This window comes from Actinomadura macra NBRC 14102 (genome assembly GCF_001552215.1).
GTDB classification, from domain to species: domain Bacteria; phylum Actinomycetota; class Actinomycetes; order Streptosporangiales; family Streptosporangiaceae; genus Spirillospora; species Spirillospora macra.
Genome location: NZ_BCQT01000025.1, coordinates 65,744 through 84,509, shown reverse-complemented (window position 1 = coordinate 84,509; position 18,766 = coordinate 65,744). Strand labels below are relative to the sequence as shown.

At 70.2% G+C, this 18,766-nt stretch carries 17 protein-coding genes; 10 read left to right on the top strand and 7 right to left on the bottom strand.

Annotation, left to right across the window (positions count from 1 at the left end; translation table 11 throughout):
- Nucleotides 1-68: 68 nt before the first annotated feature.
- Nucleotides 69-917 carry an SAM-dependent methyltransferase gene (locus AMA02S_RS35005; protein ID WP_084265934.1) on the bottom strand — a complete coding sequence of 283 codons (849 nt, stop codon included), beginning with the start codon at nucleotides 915-917 and terminating at the stop codon, nucleotides 69-71.
- Between the two features lie 181 nt (nucleotides 918-1,098).
- On the opposite strand from AMA02S_RS35005, the gene AMA02S_RS35000 reads away from it, so the two are divergent.
- The 3 genes from AMA02S_RS35000 to AMA02S_RS34990 are packed head-to-tail and all read left to right on the top strand — an operon-like array spanning nucleotide 1,099 to nucleotide 4,300.
- Nucleotides 1,099-1,770: a TetR/AcrR family transcriptional regulator gene (locus AMA02S_RS35000; RefSeq protein ID WP_067467639.1), complete on the top strand. Its 672-nt coding sequence runs from the start codon at nucleotides 1,099-1,101 to the stop codon at nucleotides 1,768-1,770.
- Nucleotides 1,767-2,702, top strand: a complete 936-nt coding sequence (locus AMA02S_RS34995; RefSeq protein WP_067467636.1) for an ABC transporter ATP-binding protein — start codon at nucleotides 1,767-1,769, stop codon at nucleotides 2,700-2,702. The genes AMA02S_RS35000 and AMA02S_RS34995 overlap by 4 nt, the downstream gene beginning before the upstream one ends.
- Entirely contained in the window at nucleotides 2,699-4,300 is a 1,602-nt protein-coding gene (locus AMA02S_RS34990) for an ABC transporter permease (protein ID WP_084265933.1), read from the top strand. The genes AMA02S_RS34995 and AMA02S_RS34990 overlap by 4 nt, the downstream gene beginning before the upstream one ends.
- Before the next feature lie 36 nt (nucleotides 4,301-4,336).
- Here the strand turns inward: AMA02S_RS34990 and AMA02S_RS34985 are convergent, their stop codons facing one another.
- Nucleotides 4,337-5,101 carry a thioesterase II family protein gene (locus AMA02S_RS34985; protein WP_067467633.1) on the bottom strand — a complete coding sequence of 255 codons (765 nt, stop codon included), beginning with the start codon at nucleotides 5,099-5,101 and terminating at the stop codon, nucleotides 4,337-4,339.
- Between the two features lie 214 nt (nucleotides 5,102-5,315).
- Here AMA02S_RS34985 and AMA02S_RS34980 point away from each other — a divergent pair, with 214 nt between their 5' ends.
- From AMA02S_RS34980 to AMA02S_RS34970, 3 genes are all read left to right on the top strand, one after another.
- On the top strand, nucleotides 5,316-6,590 hold the full coding sequence (locus AMA02S_RS34980; RefSeq protein WP_067467630.1) for a cytochrome P450 family protein: 1,275 nt from the start codon (nucleotides 5,316-5,318) through the stop codon (nucleotides 6,588-6,590).
- Between the two features lie 101 nt (nucleotides 6,591-6,691).
- Nucleotides 6,692-7,537 carry an SAM-dependent methyltransferase gene (locus AMA02S_RS34975; protein WP_169806952.1) on the top strand — a complete coding sequence of 282 codons (846 nt, stop codon included), beginning with the start codon at nucleotides 6,692-6,694 and terminating at the stop codon, nucleotides 7,535-7,537.
- A gap of 18 nt (nucleotides 7,538-7,555) precedes the next feature.
- Nucleotides 7,556-8,446 carry an alpha/beta fold hydrolase gene (locus tag AMA02S_RS34970; RefSeq protein WP_067467627.1) on the top strand — a complete coding sequence of 297 codons (891 nt, stop codon included), beginning with the start codon at nucleotides 7,556-7,558 and terminating at the stop codon, nucleotides 8,444-8,446.
- A gap of 13 nt (nucleotides 8,447-8,459) precedes the next feature.
- Here AMA02S_RS34970 and AMA02S_RS34965 read toward each other — a convergent pair whose 3' ends face one another.
- Nucleotides 8,460-9,479: an alpha/beta fold hydrolase gene (locus AMA02S_RS34965; RefSeq protein ID WP_157431037.1), complete on the bottom strand. Its 1,020-nt coding sequence runs from the start codon at nucleotides 9,477-9,479 to the stop codon at nucleotides 8,460-8,462.
- A gap of 72 nt (nucleotides 9,480-9,551) precedes the next feature.
- Entirely contained in the window at nucleotides 9,552-10,847 is a 1,296-nt protein-coding gene (locus AMA02S_RS34960; protein ID WP_067467622.1) for an activator-dependent family glycosyltransferase, read from the bottom strand.
- 281 nt (nucleotides 10,848-11,128) lie between these two features.
- Between AMA02S_RS34960 and AMA02S_RS34955 the strand changes: the two genes are divergently transcribed.
- The 4 genes from AMA02S_RS34955 to AMA02S_RS34940 are packed head-to-tail and all read left to right on the top strand — an operon-like array spanning nucleotide 11,129 to nucleotide 15,718.
- Nucleotides 11,129-12,034, top strand: coding sequence for a putative sugar O-methyltransferase (locus tag AMA02S_RS34955; protein ID WP_067467619.1), 906 nt, complete (start codon nucleotides 11,129-11,131; stop codon nucleotides 12,032-12,034).
- Nucleotides 12,031-13,023 (top strand): NAD-dependent epimerase/dehydratase family protein, encoded by a 993-nt coding sequence (locus AMA02S_RS34950; RefSeq protein ID WP_245667964.1) that lies wholly within the window; start codon nucleotides 12,031-12,033, stop codon nucleotides 13,021-13,023. The genes AMA02S_RS34955 and AMA02S_RS34950 overlap by 4 nt, the downstream gene beginning before the upstream one ends.
- Nucleotides 13,020-14,324, top strand: coding sequence for a lipopolysaccharide biosynthesis protein RfbH (gene rfbH / locus AMA02S_RS34945; RefSeq protein ID WP_067467616.1), 1,305 nt, complete (start codon nucleotides 13,020-13,022; stop codon nucleotides 14,322-14,324). Before AMA02S_RS34950 ends, rfbH begins: the two co-directional genes overlap by 4 nt.
- Entirely contained in the window at nucleotides 14,321-15,718 is a 1,398-nt protein-coding gene (locus tag AMA02S_RS34940; RefSeq protein WP_157431036.1) for an NDP-hexose 2,3-dehydratase family protein, read from the top strand. Before rfbH ends, AMA02S_RS34940 begins: the two co-directional genes overlap by 4 nt.
- A gap of 124 nt (nucleotides 15,719-15,842) precedes the next feature.
- On the opposite strand, the gene AMA02S_RS34935 is transcribed toward AMA02S_RS34940, so the two are convergent.
- From AMA02S_RS34935 to rfbA, 3 genes are read right to left on the bottom strand one after another with little or no spacing between them, the layout of a single operon-like run.
- Nucleotides 15,843-16,835, bottom strand: a complete 993-nt coding sequence (locus tag AMA02S_RS34935) for a Gfo/Idh/MocA family protein (RefSeq protein ID WP_067467613.1) — start codon at nucleotides 16,833-16,835, stop codon at nucleotides 15,843-15,845.
- Nucleotides 16,825-17,826 carry a dTDP-glucose 4,6-dehydratase gene (gene rfbB / locus AMA02S_RS34930; protein ID WP_067467610.1) on the bottom strand — a complete coding sequence of 334 codons (1,002 nt, stop codon included), beginning with the start codon at nucleotides 17,824-17,826 and terminating at the stop codon, nucleotides 16,825-16,827. Before rfbB ends, AMA02S_RS34935 begins: the two co-directional genes overlap by 11 nt.
- Nucleotides 17,823-18,731 carry a glucose-1-phosphate thymidylyltransferase RfbA gene (rfbA, locus tag AMA02S_RS34925; protein ID WP_067467607.1) on the bottom strand — a complete coding sequence of 303 codons (909 nt, stop codon included), beginning with the start codon at nucleotides 18,729-18,731 and terminating at the stop codon, nucleotides 17,823-17,825. The genes rfbB and rfbA overlap by 4 nt, the downstream gene beginning before the upstream one ends.
- Nucleotides 18,732-18,766: the final 35 nt, after the last annotated feature.

Sequence of the window (18,766 nt, the reverse complement as noted above, 5' to 3'; positions counted from 1 at the left end):
CACTGATGCCTTGCGGGCAAAGGTAAGGCGGGCGCGAACGGGATGGCCTGGAGATTTGCGGCCCCACCTTATCGTCGCTGCGCGGTGAGCAAGATGTAGCCGATTCCTTTCTGCTCGGAGAAACTCTCCTGGTTCTTGATGAGCAGGTCAAATCCACTCGTGCCGATGATGTCGACATATTCGTTGCGGTGGGCGTGCATCCACTCGACGTAGCAGTCGTTGCTGCGCAGGGTCTCGTCGGTGACGTCGGTCATCTCCAGCGGGATGAACCCGGCCTTGTCGAGGAGGTCCGCGTACTCGGCGAAGGTGCTCAACGAGGCGTACACCGTGGCGTAGTCCACCGACGGAGGGGCGACCTGCCGGTCGGGCGGCTCGCGGTAGATCATGTCGGCGATCGCCAGCCGCCCGCCGGGCCGTACCAGCCGTGCGATCTCCGCCAGCACCTGCGCCTTGTCCGGCATATGGAGCATGGACTCCAGGGCCCAGCAACCGTCGAAGGACCCCGTGGTGAAGGGCAGGTCCATGGCGCTGGCCTTCTCGAACCGAGCCCGGTCGGCCAGCCCCGCCTGGGCGGCGCGCTCGTTGCCGCGCTCGACCTGCCGGCGGCTGACGCTGACGCCGACGACCTGGACGCGGCGGTCGCGTGCGAGCCGGACGCCGGGCGTTCCGTTACCGCATCCCACGTCGAGAATGCGCGTGCCGGGGGCCGGATTCAGCCGCCGGATCATCTGGGCGGTCATCTCGTCCATGGCGGCTTCGAAAGAACTGGTGTCGCCGTCGCCGTGCCAGTAGCCGTAGTGCAGATTTCCGTCCCCGAAGTCGTTCATGAGATCGAAAATCGAGTGGTCATAGTAGTCGCCGACCACATCGGACTCGGGAGCCTCGGTCGTGTTCACGGTCGAGCGCTGATTCTTCATCACTTCTGGAGAATCTCCCGCCCCCGTTCAAGCCGGCAAGCCCCGCCCACCCCCTACCTGTGCCCCTATTTCGTCGCCCCCGGCCGAGGCGCGTTGTCCTCTCCTATCCGTAGGTGTAGCTTCCTACTCACCTGGGTAGCCTGCTACACGGGCGTGCAGCACAGAGGAGGGTGTCACCCGTATGGATGAGCCGACCGCCGAGGACCTGACCGCGCGAGCGCGGATCAGGAACGCGGCGCTGCAGCTGTTCGCCGACAAGGGCATCGACAGAGTGTCCGTCCGGGACATCGCCAAGGCGGCCGGGGTGTCGTCGGGTCTGATCCGGCACCACTTCGGGTCGAAGGACGGCTTGCGCGACGCGTGCGATTCCTATGCCGTGGAACGGCTCGTACGCATCGGCGAGGCCGCGACGCAGGGCCGGATGACCGATCCGGACCTGCGGGCGGCCCTGGAGTCGATGCACCTGCTCCATCGCTATCTGGGACGGGCGATGATCGACAGTTCGCCGACGGCGACGTCGATCTTCAGCTACCTCGTCGACCTCGCCGAGCGGTGGCTCACCGAGCACCGCCCGGACCAGTGCACCGACGTGCGGGCCCTCGCGGCCGTGGTCGTCGGCTCGAAGATCGGTGTGTTGGTGATGTGGGACCAGGTGGCGCAGGCGCTGGGGGCCGCGGGCTCCAGCGCGGAGGCGGGAGCGCGGATCCGGCAGGGGATGGTCGAGTTGCTCGCCAACCCCCTGATCGGCCCCGATCTCACCGTCGACATCGGGAAGGCGTTCGACCAGGTTCGAGCACAACCCCCCCATACCGCTGCGGAACAGGGCTCCGTGGCAGAAGGAGCACAGCAATGACCGAGGCGATTCGTGTCGAGGCGCTGGTCAAGACATTCGGACAGGCGCGCGCGCTGGACGGGCTGGACCTGACGGTGCGCACAGGCGAGGTGCACGGGTTCCTAGGGCCGAACGGCGCCGGCAAGACGACCACCATTCGTGTCCTGCTCGGCCTGATGCACGCCGACGGGGGCAAGGCCACCCTGCTCGGCGGCAACCCCTGGACGGACGCCACGGCGCTGCATCGCAGGCTGGCGTACGTGCCCGGCGACGTCACGCTGTGGCCGAACCTCAGCGGCGGCGAGGTGATCGATCTGCTGGCCCGGCTACGCGGCGGGCTGAACCAGCCGCGTCGGGACGCGCTGCTGGAGAGGTTCGACCTCAACCCGCGAAAGAAGTGCCGGACCTACTCCAAGGGCAACCGCCAGAAGGTGGCCCTCATCGCCGCGCTCTCCTCCGACGTGGAGTTGCTGGTGCTGGACGAGCCCACCTCCGGTCTGGACCCCCTGATGGAGGAGGTCTTCCGCCAGGTCGTCCAGGAGATCCGGGAGGAGGGGCGGACCGTGCTGCTGTCCAGCCACATCCTCTCCGAGGTCGAGGCGCTGTGCGACCGGCTCACCATCATCCGGGAGGGCCGGACGGTCGAGACCGGCAGCCTGGCCGAGCTGCGCCACCTGACCCGCATCTCCATCGACGCCGATCTCGCGAGCCCTCCGCGAGGGCTCGACGGCCTGGCCGGGGTGCACGACGTGCGGACCACCGACGGCCACGTGCACCTCGCGGTCGACAGCGATCACCTCAACACGGTGCTCGGCCACCTCACCTCCGCGGGCGTCCGCTCCCTGATCAGCCAGCCGCCCACGCTGGAGGAGGTGTTCCTGCAGCACTACGGGTCGCCCGGCGCCGCGGCGGGGACCTCCGTCTCCCGTGACTCCGCGGAGGCGTCACGATGAACGACCTGACGGGCACCCTCAAGCTGACGCGCCTCATCCTGCGGCGGGATCGGTGGCTGCTCCCGCTGTGGCTGATCTTCGTCCTGTTCCCGGTGAGCTTCGTGAGCAGCCTGGACGACCTGTATCCGACGGCCGCCGAGCGCGCGACGTTCGCCGCCGACATGCACGGCAACTCGGCGATCATGATGCTCTACGGCCGCCTCTACGGCTCCAGCCTCGGCGAGCTCGTCGCCTGGCGGGCCGGCGGCGTCCCGATCTTCATCGCCATCGCCGCCGTGCTCCTGGTCATCCGGCACACCCGGGTCGAGGAGGAGGGCGGCCGCCGCGAGCTGGTCGGCTCGACCGTGGTCGGCCGGCAGGCCGGCCTCGCGGCGGCGCTGGTCGTCGCATTCGGGGTCAACCTCGCCGTCTGGGTGTTCACGGGGCTGGGCACCGCCGGACAGGGCGTTCCCGGCGCCGGCGCGTGGGGTGTCGGGGCGCAGTTCGCCTCCGTGGGCCTCGTGTTCGCCGCGGTGGCCGGAGTGGCCGCGCAGCTCACCAACAGCGCACTGCGGGCGCGGGGCGTCGCGCTGGGCGTCCTCGTGGTGGCCTTCCTCCTGCGCGGCATCGGCGATGTCAGCGCGGAGAACGACGCCGGCTGGTCCTGGGTGTCGTGGCTGTCCCCGCTGGGCTGGGCCAACCAGGTTCGTCCCTTCGCCGGCGACCGCTGGTGGGTTCTGGTCATCCACCTCGCCGTCACCGCGGCCGTCACCGCGGGGGCCATGGCGCTGTCGGGACGGCGCGACCTGGGCGAGGGCATGCTGTCCGAGCGTCCCGGGCCCGCCGCCGCCGCGCCGTCCCTGCACTCGCCTCTCGCCCTCGCCTGGCGCCTGCACCGAGGGATACTCACGACCTGGGCGATCGGGTTCGCGGTGTTCGGTGCCATCTACGGAAGCTTCGGCAAGACCGTCGAGGACTCCCTGAAGGACAACACCCAGCTTCGCGACGCGCTGGCGCGAGCGGGCGGCGGGGGCGATCTCGCCGACACCTGGCTGGCCTCCATGATGGGCCTGCTCGGCATGGCCGCCGCGGCGTATGCGATCCAGGCGGCCCTGAAGCTGCGGGCCGAGGAGAACGGTCTCAAGGCCGAACTGATCCTTGCGACCGGCGTCGGCCGGCTGCGCTGGGCGGGCGCCCATCTCGTGTTCGCGCTGCTGGGACCGGCAGCGATCCTGCTGGTCGCGGGCGTGAGCATGGGACTGTCCTACGGCCTGGCCGCCGGGGAGGTGGGCGAGCAGTTGCCGCGCATGCTGGGCGCGGCGGCGGTCCAGCTTCCCGCGGTCTGGGTGCTGGCCGCGGTCGCGGTGGCACTGTTCGGGTTGGCGCCGCGCCTGACGACGGGGAGCTGGATCGCCCTCGGCGCCTGCGTGCTGCTCGGGCAGGTCGGTGCCGTCCTGCAGCTCAGCCAGGCGCTGCTCGACATCTCGCCGTTCACCCACGTTCCCCGGCTACCCGGCGATTCGGTGTCGGCCGCGCCGCTGGCGCTGCTGGTCGCCGCCGCGATCGTGGTCGGCGGCGTCGGCCTGGTCGGATTCCGCCGCCGCGACCTGCCGGCCTAGGCGAGTCGCTCCGCCGGCCTCCCGGGGCGCGCGAACTCAGCGCCCCGGGAGGCCGGCCAGGTCGTCGGAGAGCACGCGGACGACGTCCCCGGCGTGGTCGGTCAGGTAGAAATGGCCCCCGCGGAACACCCGCAGCTCGAACGCACCCGAGGTGTGCCCGGCCCAGGCGCCGGCCTCGTCGATCGTCACCTGCGGATCGCTGTCGCCGACGTACGCGGCGATCGGGCAGGTCAGCGTCCGGCCAGGCGCCGGGCGGTAGGTCTCGATCGCGCGGTAGTCGTTCCGCACCGCCGGCAGGATCATCTCCAGGGTCTCCGGGTCGGAGAGCAGGTCGGACCGCGTGCCGCTGAGGTGCCGCAGCTCCTCCACGACGCCCCGGTCGTCCCGCTGATGCACCGTTGTCTCCCGGTGCCGGGACGGCGCCCGCCGGCCGGAGACGAACAGCCGGGCCAGCGGCGGGGCGCCGGCCTCCTCCAGCCGCAGCGCGACCTCGTAGGCGAGGACCGCGCCCATGGAGTGCCCGAAGAACGCCAGCGGGCCTTCGGCAAGGGGGAGCACCGCGTCCCGGATGGCGTCCGCGAGATCGGGGACATTGTCGATGTTCGGCTCCGCCCGGCGGTCCTGCCGGCCCGGGTACTGCACCGCGCGGACGTCCACATCCGGCGCCAGCTGCGCGGAGACCGGGAAGAAGAAGCTCGCCGAACCGCCGGCATGCGGAAAGCACAGCAGCCGGAGCCGACCGTCCGGCCCCTGATGGTAGGTGCGGATCCACGCCTCGGTGTCGGTGGACGGCAGTGTCATCGCCTCATCGCCCTTCCTCGGCGGCCCCGTCGTCGGCGGCGCCGCCCGTAGGCCGCCGTACCGGACGGAGCGTAGTCAGCGCCGCGCCGGCCCGGTCACCCCTAATCCGTCCGGACGACGGTGATCCACAAGGTTCAGGGGTGCCTAAGGGGTGCCGCGAGAAGGCCGGAGTGTCCCAGCGTGAGAGACGCGGAATCCCTACAGAGGAGCATCGATGGCCACGGCAGAGCCAGAGGCGACGGGCGTAGTCAACCTGGCGGACGAGGAGGCGGTCAGGGACCCGTTCGCCTTCTACTCCAGGCTTCGCGAGGAGGGCCCCCTGTTCCGTGCCGAACTGCCGGACGTGGAACCCTTCTGGATCGTCACCCGCTACGACGACGTGAAGCTCGTCCTGGGTGACCCACGGTTCGTCGTGAACCTCGCGAGCATTCCCGGGATGGCGGGGAAACGGGACCGGATGGAGCAACTGCAACTCGGCCGCGGCATCCCGCCGGAGCTTCTCAAGTACCCCCGGGCGAGCATGGCCGCCGCGGACGGGGCCGATCATCTGCGGCTGCGCAGGCTGACGGGGCAGTCCTTCACGGTGCGCAGGGTCGCCGGGTGGCGGCCGCGGATCGAGCAGATCACCGAACGGCACCTGGACCGCCTCGCCGAGGTCGCCGCCGCCGACGGGGTCGTCGACCTGTTCGCGCACTTCGCCAATCCCATGCCGCTCACCGTGATCTACGAACTGATCGGTATCCCGGACGAGGATCGCCCACGGTTCCTCGCGACCATCTGGGAGTGGACGATCGGGGGAGGCGAGTTCGGGAAGGTGACGCGCCGCCCGCGCCTGGAGTCGGGGTTGCAGGACACCCGCCGCCTGATCGAGCGGCGCCGGGCCGAGCCCGCCGACGACCTGATCACCGACCTGGTCCACGCCCAGGACGCGGACGGCGAGCGGATCAGCGACACCGAACTGGTCTGGCTGATCCTGACGCTGGTCATCGCCGGGCACGAGACCACCGCCAGCCTGATCGCGAACGGCGTCGTCGCCCTGCTCACCCATCCCGACCAGCTCGATCTGCTCCGGCGGGATCCGGCGCTCATGCCCCGCGCCGTCAACGAACTGGTCCGCTGGTGCGGGCCGGCAGTGACGGCGCCGCACCGGTACGCGACCGAGGACGTCGAGATCGGCGGCACGCGGGTGCCCAAGGGCGAGGGCGTCATGGTGATCCTCGCCGGCGCCAACCGCGACCCGCGGGCCTTCGAGGACCCGGAACGGCTCGACATCACGCGGGAGCCGGCACGCAACGAACCTCATCTCGGCTTCGGGCACGGCCTGCACTACTGCCTGGGCGCGGCGCTCGGCCGCCTGGAGGCCGAGGTGGCCTTCGGGGCGCTGCTGCGCCGGTTCCCCGACCTCGCGCTCGCCGTCGATCCCGAGGGGCTCACGCGGGCCCGCAGTGCCGGGATGTGGAAACTCCTGTCGCTGCCGGTGACGATCTGAGCGCTCGCCCCGGAGTGATAGGGGGCGCCCGATGACGTCAGGGGTTGTGGGCTTCGGCCCGGGCAGGAAGCTTTTGGCGTGGAAGCGAAAGGGGCCGGACAGTGACCACCACCGAATCTTCCCAGGCACGAGCGGTCGGCGACTACTACGACCACGACATCTTCGACGCCATGAAAAAGCTCGGGGACGGCAACATGCACTACGGCTTCTGGACGGGTGAGGAGGATCAGAGCTCGTTCGAGGAAGCCATGGAGCAGATGACCACCCAGATGATCCGGCGGCTGGATCCGCTGCCGGGTGCCACCATCCTCGACGTGGGGTGCGGCAACGGCACCCCCGCGTTGCGGCTGGCACGCGAGCGTGAGGTCCGGGTGGTCGGGATCACGGTCAGCGAACGGCAGGTCGAGCGGGCCAACGAGCGCGCGCGGTCGGCGGGGTTGGGCGAGCGGGCACGGTTCGAGCTGGCCTCGGCGATGGACATTCCCCATCCCGACGAGTCCTTCGACGGCGCCTGGGCGCTTGAGTCCATGCTTCACATGCCCGACAAGTCGCGGGTCCTCGCGGAGATCGTTCGCGTCCTGCGGCCGGGAAGCCGCCTCGCCATCTCCGACATGTTCTTCAGGAGCATGGTGCAGCCGGGACGCGGGGGCGAGAGCGGTCTGTACGGCGCGCTCACCGGGTTCGCCCAGTACGCGGGCCTTCTGGAGGAGGCCGGTCTCATCCCCCTGGAAGTGCGGGATGTCACCGCGGAGACCTCGCGTTCCAGCCTCTGCTTCGCCGACTGGATGCGCGCGGAGCGCGACCACTATGTCGAGGTGCTCGGGACCAAGGGATACGAGCTGATGGTCTCCACCCAGGAGAGCATCGCCCGGCTGCCGCAGCTGGGATACGCCCTCATCACCGCCGAGCGCCCCAGGACGCGGCCGAACACGGGCCGCACCGGCTGAGACGGGACTACGACACAGATGGAACTGGCTCCCCCCGAGGATCTGTACGTCCCGGTGAGCGGCGAGGTGAGGCTGCGTGCCCGGCATTGGCCGGGTGCGGGACTCCGTCCGTTCTTGCTCGTGCACGGGCTGTTGTCCAACGCCCGGCTATGGGACGAGGTGGCCGCCCGGCTCGCGGCCGAAGGACATCCGGTGTACGCGGTCGACCTGCGCGCCCATGGAGGGTCGGACGCACCGGAGAGCGGGTACGACACCCCGACCATGGCATCGGACCTGGCCGATGCCGGCGCTGCCCTCGGCCTCACCGGGGCACTGGTGGCCGGGCATTCGTGGGGCGGGCATGTCTGTCTGCGGCTGGCCGCGGAGCACCCGCGGCTGGTCGCGGGACTGGCCCTGGTCGACGGCGGGTGGGTGGATACCGTCGAGACCGTCGGCTCCGCGCAGCACTGGCATCACGCCGAGCGCGCCATGGTGGGAGCCCGCGCCTCGCATACGGCCCTCACCACGGCGGACATGCGGGCCTACCTGAGGGGCGTCCACCCGACCTGGTCCCCGGCGGCGGTCGAGGCCCACCTGTCCGACCTGCGGGTCGGGCCGGACGGCTCGCTCGTGCCGCGGCTCACCGAGGCGCAGTTCATGTCGATCGTGTGGTCCCTACGGGACGAACCGCCGGCGCGCTGGCACAGGTCGATCTCCGTCCCGGTCGTGCTGCTGCCGGCCATCCCCTCGGTGGAGTCGGACTGGACGCGGCGGCTGCGGGACTGGGTGGAGGCCGCGCGGCAGGCGATGCCCCGAGCCACGGTGAGCTGGTACCCCGGCGGCGATCACTACCTGCACGCGGAGGCGCCCGACCGGGTCGCGGGCGACCTGCTCGGGCTCGCCGAGGCGGTCGGGTCACCGGTGCCGTAGCCGGTGGCACCGGTCAGTGAACGTTGATCCACTGGTTGATGCCGGCGAAGGAGGCATCAGCGGACGGGTGCAGCGGAAGGGAGTGGCCGGTGCCCGGCACCACCTGTGCCGTCAGACTCGCCGCCGAGGTGAAGAACGGCGCCTCGGCCTCCTCGACCGCCTGGGCGGTGGAGCAGTCGCTCGTCCCGCCGCAGAAGTTGCGGTCCTGCTGCCCGATCGCGAGCAGGACGGGGATCGTGACCCGGTTGCTCTCGTTCTGTCCGGCCGGCACGATGACACGGGTGCCGAACTCGACGGACTCGTTGCCCGACATCACGTCCTTGTGGGCCTCGTCGTAGGCGACCACCCCGGCGTCGGCGGTGGCCGGGTCGTACATCGATGTACCGCGGGTTCCGGGCACGGTGGTGTAGTACCCGGGATCGGTCACCACGCCGGCGAACGCGGGATCGGCCGGGGCCGGGTGCAGCGGGAGCGGGCCCGCGTCGCCCACGTGATGCAGCAGCCCGGTCAGGACGAGACGGTCGGCGTCGTTGTAGGCGGCGGTCTCTGTGAGCGACATCATCGATCCGAGGGAGTGCCCGATCAGGGTCACCTCGCGGTAGCCCGCGCGGCGCAGCCACTGGATGAGTTGGTGGAGGCGGTCGGCGCCGTCGGCCGCGGTGAGCGAGGCGCTCGGCGGCAATGCGCCCGCGGCCACCGTCCCGGGACGTTCAAAGGTGAAGCCGGCCCGCCCGGCCCGGAGCGTCTTGCTGACGTAGGAGTATCTGCCGGGATTCACGGGCCAGTCCCAGTAGGCGGAGCCGTAGGTGCCGCCGTGCACGAGAAGGTCCACGCGGCGGACGCCGCCGGAGAACCGGGCGGGCACACACAGGGACCCGGTGATGTGCTGGATCCGCCCCCCGATCGTCACCGGAACCCGCACGGTGCGGCAGACGGATGACTGGGCTCGCGCGGGGACCGCGGACAAGGCCGCGAAGGTGATCGGTATCGTGCACAGCAGAACGATCTTCTTCATGGACGCCTGATGTGACACAGTCGCTCTCCTCGGGGTGGTGAATGAGATCACTGATGATCAGATGGTCTGCTCGATCGGCGGGCCGGGCCTTCATCTTCGGTATTCGGCGGCCAGCCGCTCCAGTTCCGGAACGGTGTCATGCGGCGACGGCTGGGCGAGGATCTCCTGCCTGATCGCCTGGGCTCCCGCCTGGAACGAGGGCTCCACCAGCACGCGCGAGACGGCGTCCCGGATCTGCTCCCCGGTGATCGTGTCCGGATCGATCCACAACCCCGCTCCGGTCTCCCGCAGTCGCCGAGCCTTCAGCAGGGAGTCGGGGACCTTGCTGACCAGGATCTGCGGAACGCCGTACAGCAAGGGGACGTTGAAGCTCCCGGCGCCGCCGTGATGGACCACCGCCGCGCACGACTGGACGGCGGCCTGGAGAGGGACGAAGTCCACGATCCGGGTGTTGGACGGGACGTCGCCGAGTTCGGCCCGAAGGCGGTCCGGCAGGGTCACCACCAGCTCGACGTCGAGATCGGCCAGGGCGGCGAGGACCTTTCCCATGCGATCGACGGGCATGACCTGCATATGCGTCCAGTCCCGTGAGGATACGCCGAACGTCAGGAGCACGCGCGGTCTCGGCGGGTCGTCCCAGAGCCATTGCGGAACCACCGCCGGCCCGTTGTAGGGCACGTACCGCAAGGAGAGATGGCGCAACCCGGTGTCCAGCCGGAACGATTCCGGGAGCTGATCGATGGTGAAATGCCCGTTCACCAGGTCCTCGGAGAACTCGCCACCCTGGTCACCGATCCGTTCACCGAGCCACTCGGCCATGGGATCCGTGCGCTCGTCCGGCGGCTGCTGAGCCTTCAGCCGCAGGTAGCTCTTCCGCATCCTGGCATCGGTGTCGTGGGAGTAGAGGATCCGGGCGTGCGCGGCCCCCGCCGCCGTCGCGGCGACGGATCCGGCATAGCTGACCGCGTCCCACAGGACCAGGTCCGGTCTCCACCATCGGCTGTACGCCACCAGGTCGTCGATCATCGAATCGTTGGCGATCCTGGCCGCCGGCACCAGCACCGCCTGATGCACCCGCCGGAGGTCCTCCCAGGTGAGCTCGTCGCCCCGGTCCTCGGCCAGGTGGAGGTCGCCCGGGTTCTCCAGGCCCATCCATTGCCCGATCGAGGAGAAGCCGCGCTCCCGCATCACCCGGAGCGTCTTCTGCTGCAGTGTCTCCGCCGAGCCGACGGGCACCGCGCTCAGCCCCGACCGGGTGATGGTCTCCGTCAGTTCGGGGGCGCTCGCCACCCGCACCTCGTGGCCGGCCAGTACCAGCGCCCACGCCAGCGGAACGCTGTTGAAGAAGTGCGTATTTCCAGGGAAGGTCGTGAACAGAACGCGCATGATTCGCTCCTGTAGGGGGTGGGACGGCCACCCGGTTCCGGCGTCACAGTAAGCGATGTCCGGGTCCAGGCATACCCCTGAATCCGATCGCCCCCAGGCCAATCAAGGACGACCCGTATGACCCCCTCGATTTAGTGCAACTTTAGTCGGTCCTGGGACGATTTACCGGACTGCCGAGAACGGCATCTATATGATCCGGGCGGCGCGTGCAAGGGTCGGCGCGGGCGCCGAGTCTCCACCCCATTAATCGATCCTTCAGTACCGTGAAAAAGGGAGACGGGATGGCGCAAAATTTCCAGGCCAGTCGGCAGTGGGAGCGCATCCAGGAGAATTGGGTGACCGAGGAGGCGGCCCTCGATCTGACGAACTTCAAATCCGACCGACGCAACTACAACATCTCGTTCTGGGACCCGACCGCCAACGGAGTCCGGTACTTGAAGACCTTGGTCTTCGGGCTCTGCGCGGATCTGGACGCGGACAGCTGGCTCAAGATCAAGCGCATCCAGAACCGTGATCTGGGAGATCCCCTCACGGTGCGCAGCAACGGCGAGTCAGTGTGCCTGGACTATCTTCAGGCCGTCCTTGAGATGAACTTCATCGAGCGGAGTGTCCCACTGGCCGGGGCGGCGGTACTGGAGATCGGCGCCGGTTATGGCCGCACCTGTCACACCCTGCTGTCCAACCACGACCTTTCCCGCTACCGCATCATCGACCTGCCCAACACGCTGCGGCTCAGCCAGCGTTATCTGGGCGAGGTCCTGACGCCCGAGCAGTACGCCAAGATTGAGTTCGTCCCGGTGGACGACATCGGCGTCATGGACCCGGTCGTCTTCGATCTGTGCATCAATATCCATTCGTTCACCGAAATGCTTCCCGAGACCGTGCGCAGCTACCTCGATCTGATCGACGGAAGCTGTCGCGCCTTCTATGCGAAGAACCCGCTCGGGAAGTTCTCGGACCGGGCGCTGGACGGGCACTTCAAAGGTGACGAGGCGGTGCGGCTGGCGATGGAGACCGGCCCGCTCCGGCAGGTGCTGGACGTGTTCGACGGCGAGGACCTGGAGGCGGCGGTGCCCAGGTACCTGGCCGCCTACCGGCCCGGCGAGAGTTGGGAATGCGCGGGGCACGAGCGCGCCCGCCCCTGGAGCTATTTCTGGCAGGCCGTCTACAAGAACGCCCGCCTGTGACGCCCGAGCCGCCGGCCGGCCGCCGGGTCGTGGTGCTGGGCGCTTCGGGCTTCCTGGGACGGCACATATGCGCCGCCTTCACGGCCGCCGGGTCACGGGTGACGCCCGTGTCGCGGACGGCGCCGGGCGCGGTGGCACTGGACCTGTCCCGCGACGGACGGGCGGGGCTGGCACGAGTGCTCGCCGGCGCCCGGGTGGTGGTGAACGCGGCCGGGGCGGTGTGGAGCGGCACCGAACAGGAGATGGCCGCGCTGAACGCCGGCTTGGTGCACAGGCTCACCGAGGTCGTCACCGGGCTGCCGGAGCGTCCGCGCCTCATCCACCTCGGCAGCGCCTACGAGTACGGCCCGGTCCCGTTCGGCACGTCGATACCCGAGGACTGGCCGCCTGCCCCGACGACGCCCTACGGGCGGACGAAGCTGCAAGGAACACGGACGGTCGTGCGGGCCGCCGAGGAGCGCGGGGTCGACGGAGTGGTGTTGCGCGTCTCGGTCGTCTGCGGGCCCGGCGCCCCAAGGAGCAGCCTTCCCGGGATCGTGACCGAACATCTGACCGCCGGGCGTGACGAGTTGCGCCTGGCGCCGCTGCTCGCGCACCGCGATCTCGTGGACGTGCGTGATGTGGCCGATGCGGTGCTCGCCGCCGCGAGCGCGCCGGAGCGGGTCGCCGGAGCCATCGTCAACGTCGGCGGGGGAGTGGCCGTACCCGTCCGGACCCTCGTCGATCTGCTGGTCGCGCTCGGCGGTCGCCCGCTGCGGGTGGTGGAGGAGGCGGCGTCCCGCGACACGCGGTCGGACGCGCTGTGGCAACTCCTGGACATCAAGCGGGCGCGCCGGACGCTGCGCTGGTCACCGCGCCGCGGCCTGGCCGAGTCGATGCGCGACCTCCTCACCGCCGCCGGGCTCCCGCCCGGCGAGTCCTCGACCACCGGAGCGCCGGGCGTACGACTCGAGCCGACCATCCGGGCTCCCGGAAAGGACCGATCATGAGCCGACGGGTCGAGCACATCCTCGACGAGGTTCGCAAATACCATCAGGACACCCAGGACGCGGGCGGCTTCGTGCCGGGCGTGACCGAGATCTGGCCTTCCGGCGCGGTACTGGACGAGGAGGACCGGGCGGCGCTGGTCGAGGCGGCGCTGGACATGCGGATCGCCGCGGGCGCGCTGTCGCGCCGGTTCGAGCGCGAGTTCGCCCGGCGGCTCCAGCGGCGCAAGGCGCATCTGACCAACTCGGGGTCGTCGGCCAACCTGCTGGCGGTCTCGGCGCTGACATCGCCGCTGCTGCAGGACCGGCGGCTGCGGCCCGGCGACGAGGTGATCACGGTGGCGGCGGGCTTCCCGACGACCGTGAACCCGATCCTGCAGAACGGGCTCGTGCCGGTGTTCGTGGACGTCGACCTGCGCACCTACAACACCACGCCCGAGCGCATCGCCCGGGCGATCGGCCCGCGAACCCGGGCCATCATCATCGCGCACACGCTGGGCAACCCGTTCGAGGCCACCGAGATCGCTGAGCTCGCCGACGAGCATGAGCTGCTGCTGATCGAGGACGACTGCGACGCGGTGGGCTCCACCTACGACGGGAAGCTGACCGGGACCTTCGGTGATCTGACGACGGTGAGCTTCTATCCGGCGCACCACCTGACCACCGGCGAGGGCGGCTGCGTGTTGACCTCGAACCTCGTCCTCGCCCGGGTCGTGGAGTCGATGCGGGACTGGGGCCGGGACTGCTGGTGCGAGCCGGGCGAGAGCGGCGCCTGCCACAAGCGGTTCGGGTACCAGATGGGCACGCTGCCCGCCGGCTACGACCACAAGTACATCTTCTCCCACGTGGGTTACAACCTGAAATCGACCGATCTGCAGGCCGCCCTGGGCTTGAGCCAGCTGGCCAAGCTCGACATGTTCTGTGCGACGCGGCGGCGCAACTGGCGCCGGCTGCGCGAAGGGCTCGACGGCGTTCCCGGGCTGATCCTGCCGGAGGCGACGCCGCGCAGCGATCCGAGCTGGTTCGGTTTCGTGCTGACGGTGGACCCGGACGCCCCGTACGGGCGGGCGGAGCTGATCGAGTTCCTGGAGGCGCGCCGGATCGGCACGCGGCGGCTGTTCGCGGGGAACCTGACACGGCACCCCGCCTACATCGACCGGCCGCACCGGATCTCGGGCGACCTGACCAACAGCGACGTCATCACCGATCAGACGTTCTGGGTGGGGGTCTATCCGGGCCTCACCGACGAGATGATCGACTACGTCGTCGCGTCCATCGTGGAGTTCGCGGGAGCACACAGATGATCAGCGAGACGACCCTGACGCGGCCGCGCGACGACGCCGCCCTGCCCGCCCGCATCACCCGGTCCGCCGGAGCCCGGGACGGGACCGCCGGAACCACCGCCGACTTCCACGCCTGGTTCGCCCGGCGACGCGCGGCGACCCGCTTCGCGGTGGACCGCATCCCCTTCGCTGACCTGGACGGCTGGTACTTCGAGGACGGCACGGGGAACCTGGTGCACCGCAGCGGCCGCTTCTTCGCCGTCGAGGGGCTGCACACGCGCGCCGGGGATCCGATGTCGGCCGAGTGGCACCAGCCGATCATCCGTCAGCCGGAGGTCGGCATCCTCGGCATCCTGGCCCGGGAGTTCGGCGGGGTGCTGCACTTCCTCATGCAGGCGAAGATGGAGCCGGGCAATCCGAACCTGCTCCAGCTGTCCCCGACCGTCCAGGCCACCCGCAGCAACTACACCGGGGTGCACCGGGGCGCGGCCGTCCGTTACCTGGAGCACTTCACGCGGACGGAGGGCAGTCGTGTGCTGTCGGACGTCCTGCAGTCCGAACACGGCTCCTGGTTCTACCGCAAGCGGAACCGCAACATGATCGTCGAGGTGTCGGGCGACGTCGCGCCGCACGAGGACTTCCGCTGGCTGACCCTCGGCCAGATCGCTGAGCTCATGCGGTTCGACAACCTCGTCAACATGGACTCCCGGTCCGTGCTGGCAGGCCTGCCCGCCGACGGGACGCCGCGCGCCCTGCACTCCGACACCGACCTGCTGTCGTGGCTGGCCGCCATGCGCTCGGCGCACGTCGTTCGCAGCGAGTGCGTCCCGCTGTCGGAGGTGTCGGGGTGGTCGCGGGGCGCCTCGTCGATCGACCACGAGGACGGGCGGTACTTCCGGGCCGTGGCCGTGGCGGTGCAGGCGGGCAACCGCGAGGTGTCGGAGTGGACGCAGCCGCTGTTCGAGCCGCGTGGCGAGGGTGTGGTGGCCTTTCTGACCCGCGAGATCGAAGGCGTGCCGCACGTGCTCGTCCGCGCCCGCCCCGAGCCCGGCTTCCTGGACACGGTGGAGCTGGGACCCACCGTCCAGTGCACGCCCGCCAACTACGCGCACCTGCCACCCGGTGAACACCCGCTGTTCCTGGACGCGGTGTCCGCCGCGCCCCCGGACCGGATCCGCTACTCGGCACTGCACTCAGAGGAAGGCGGCCGCTTCCTGAACGCGGTGAGCCGGTACCTGGTGGTCGAGGCGGACGAGGCGATGGCGCCGCTGGTCCCCCCGTTCGGCTTCCGATGGGCGTCCCACGGCCAGCTCGCCGAGATGGCCCGCCACGGCCACTACGTCAACGTTCACGCTCGGACGCTCCTGACCTGCTTCAACGCGCTCGTCGCCGACGCGCGTCCCGCCGAGGCGTGACAGCTGGACGCTACCCCGGCCGGTGATCCCCTCCCGAAGCCGGCCGGGGCTTGCGGACGTCGCCTCAGGCTGGGGCACCCGAGAGTGCGGTGGGGGAGGCGGGGACGGGGCGCAGCGGGCACCGTCAGAGCGGGAAGCGGACTGCCTTCTCCTCGACCGCGGCGACCAGGTCGGCCTGGCGAAGGCTGGCCTCGGCGCAGCCGTCCAGCGCCACGCCGGTGCGCACCGCCCGCGTGAAGCAGGCCACCACGTTCGCGAACTGGTCGTCGGCGGGCAGCGTGAACTCCTCGCGGTGGTCCTGCCGCTCGGCACGCACGACCGGCTGGAATGCCGGTGGCGGGGTGAACGCCCGGTCGAGCAGCAGGCGGCCCTCGCTCCCGGCGAACTCGCAGCTCGTCCGGTAGGAGTGCGCCATGCCGAAGTGCAGGTCCGCCGTCACCCCGCGCGGCGTACAGGCAAGGATCCGCCCGGACACCACCGCGTGCGTCTTGCCGTGATGGCGCAGGACGGCGGCCACGATGCGTAGATCGTGGCCGAGGTAGTGGAGCGCGGCGCGGATGGGATAGATCCCCATGTCCAGCAGTGCTCCGCCGCCGATGTCCGGCCGGTAGCGCATGTCGTCTTCGGACAGCGGCGGGATGGTGAAGGTACTGGAGAAGTCGCGCAGCTCCCCGACCGACCCGTCGGCGAGCAGCTTCTGCACCGCCGCGTGTTGCGCATGATGCGGAAACGCGACGTTCTCCATCAGCACCCGGCCGCACGACCGTGCGAGCCGCAGCAGCCGCGCGGTCTTGGCGTGGTCGCCGGTCAGCGGCTTCTCCACCAGGACGTGCTTGCCCGCCATGAGCGCCTGCTCCGCCCACTCGGCGTGCAGCATCGCGGGCAGCGGCAGGTAGACGGCCTCGATGTCGGACGCGGCGAGCAGCGCGTCGTACCCCAGCACGGCGGCGCAGCCGAATCGGTCGGCGAACGAGGCCGCCTTGTCCAGGTCACGGCTGGCGACCGCGACGACCCGTGCGCCGGGGGCGGCGACCAGGGTCGGCAGCATCCGCCGCCGCGCGAAGTCCGCGCAGCCGAGCACGCCGAACCGGACGGGGGTGTCGATGTCAGAGCGCACGGCTCAGCCCCGCCTCGGACGCGCGCCGCTTCAGCGGCTCCCACCACTCGCGGTTCCGCCGGTACCACTCGACGGTCCGGGCGAGACCCCGCTCGAAATCGTGCCGCGGCCGGTAGCCCAGTTCGTCCCGGGCCTTGTCGTCCAGGATGGAATAGCGCAGGTCGTGGCCCTTGCGGTCGGGGACGTGGCGGACCCGGCTCCAGTCGGCTCCACAGGCGTCCAGCAGGAGCTCGGTGAGACGGGTGTTGGTCAGCTCCGTCCCGCCACTGATGTTGTAGATCTCACCCGGCCTCCCCAGCACGCGCACCAGGTCTACGCCGAGGCAGTGGTCCTCGACGTGCAGCCAGTCGCGTCGGTTCAGCCCGTCGCCGTAGAGCGGGACGTCGCCGCCGTCGAGCAGGTTGGTGACGAACAACGGGATGATCTTCTCGGGGAACTGGCGGGGCCCGTAGTTGTTGGTGCAGCGGGTGACCCGCACGTCCAGGCCGTGCGTCCGGTGGTAGGACAGGGCGATCAGGTCCGAGGCAGCCTTGGACGCCGCGTAGGGCGAGTTGGGGTCCAGCGGATCGGGCTCGGCTCGCGACCCGGTCTCCACCGAACCGTAGACCTCGTCGGTCGACACGTGCACGAACCGTTCGACCCGGTGCCGCAGGGCGGCGTCCAGCAGCGTCTGGGTGCCGAGCACGTTGGTGCGGACGAAGTCCTCCGCGGCGTTGATCGAGCGGTCCACGTGGGACTCGGCGGCGAAGTGCACCACCTGGTCGGCCTCGGCCATCAGCGTCCCGACCAGGCCGGGGTCGCAGACGTCGCCGTACACGAACCGCAACCGGGGGTCGGAGAGGTCGAGGTTGTCGACGGTCCCGGCGTAGGTGAGCTTGTCCAGTACGGTCACCCGGCAGACGCTGGGCCCTCCGGTCGGGCCTGAGCCGAGCAGCATGCGCGCGTAGGTCGAACCGATGAACCCGGCGGCGCCGGTGACCAGCACGTTCATGGCCGGCCCCGGAGCCGCGCGGACGCGGGGAGCCGGCCGTAGGCGCGGGCGCAGTTCATCACGTACCGCCCGTACGGGGAACTCGACATCTCCTCGCCCAAGCGGTGGCAGTCGTCGGCGCCGATGAAGCCCATATGCATGGCGATCTCCTCGACGCAGGCGATCCGGGTGCCCTGCCGGCGCTGCACGTCCCGCACGAACATGCCCGCCTCCAGCAGCGAGTCGTGGGTCCCGGTGTCCAACCAGGTGACGCCGCGCCCCAGCCACATCAGGTCGGCCCGGCCCGCCTTCAGGTAGGCGCGGAGCACGTCTGTGATCTCCAGTTCGCCCCGTGCCGAGGGTGTGAGCCGCTTGGCGATGTCGACGACCTCGCCATCGAAGAAGTACAGGCCCGGGATGGCCAGGTTGGAACGGGGACGCTCCGGCTTCTCCTCGATCGCCACCAGCCGCCCGGCCCGATCCACCTCGGCGACGCCGAACTTCTCCGGGTCGGCGACCTGGTGCGCGAACAGCACGCACCCGTTCATCCCCGCCGCGCTGCTGCGCAGCATGGGCGGCAGGTCCGCCCCGTGGAACAGGTTGTCGCCCAGGATGAGCGCACAGTCCTCGCCGCCGATGTGGTCGGCGCCGACCCGGAATGCGTCCGCGATGCCGCGCGGCTCGTCCTGGGCGACGTAGCTGATGGACATTCCCAGCCGGCCGCCGTCGCCGAAGAGCCGTCGGAACAACGCCGTCTCCGCCGGCCGGGTGATGATCAGCACCTCCGAGATCCCGGCGAGCATGAGCACCGACAGCGGATAATAGATCATCGGTTTGTCGTAGACGGGGGCCAGTTGCTTGGACCCGACCAGCGACAGGGGGCGCAATCGCGTTCCGTTCCCGCCCGCGAGAATGATTCCCCTCATGTGACCGCTCGTGCTCCCCTCGGATCCGCCGCCGG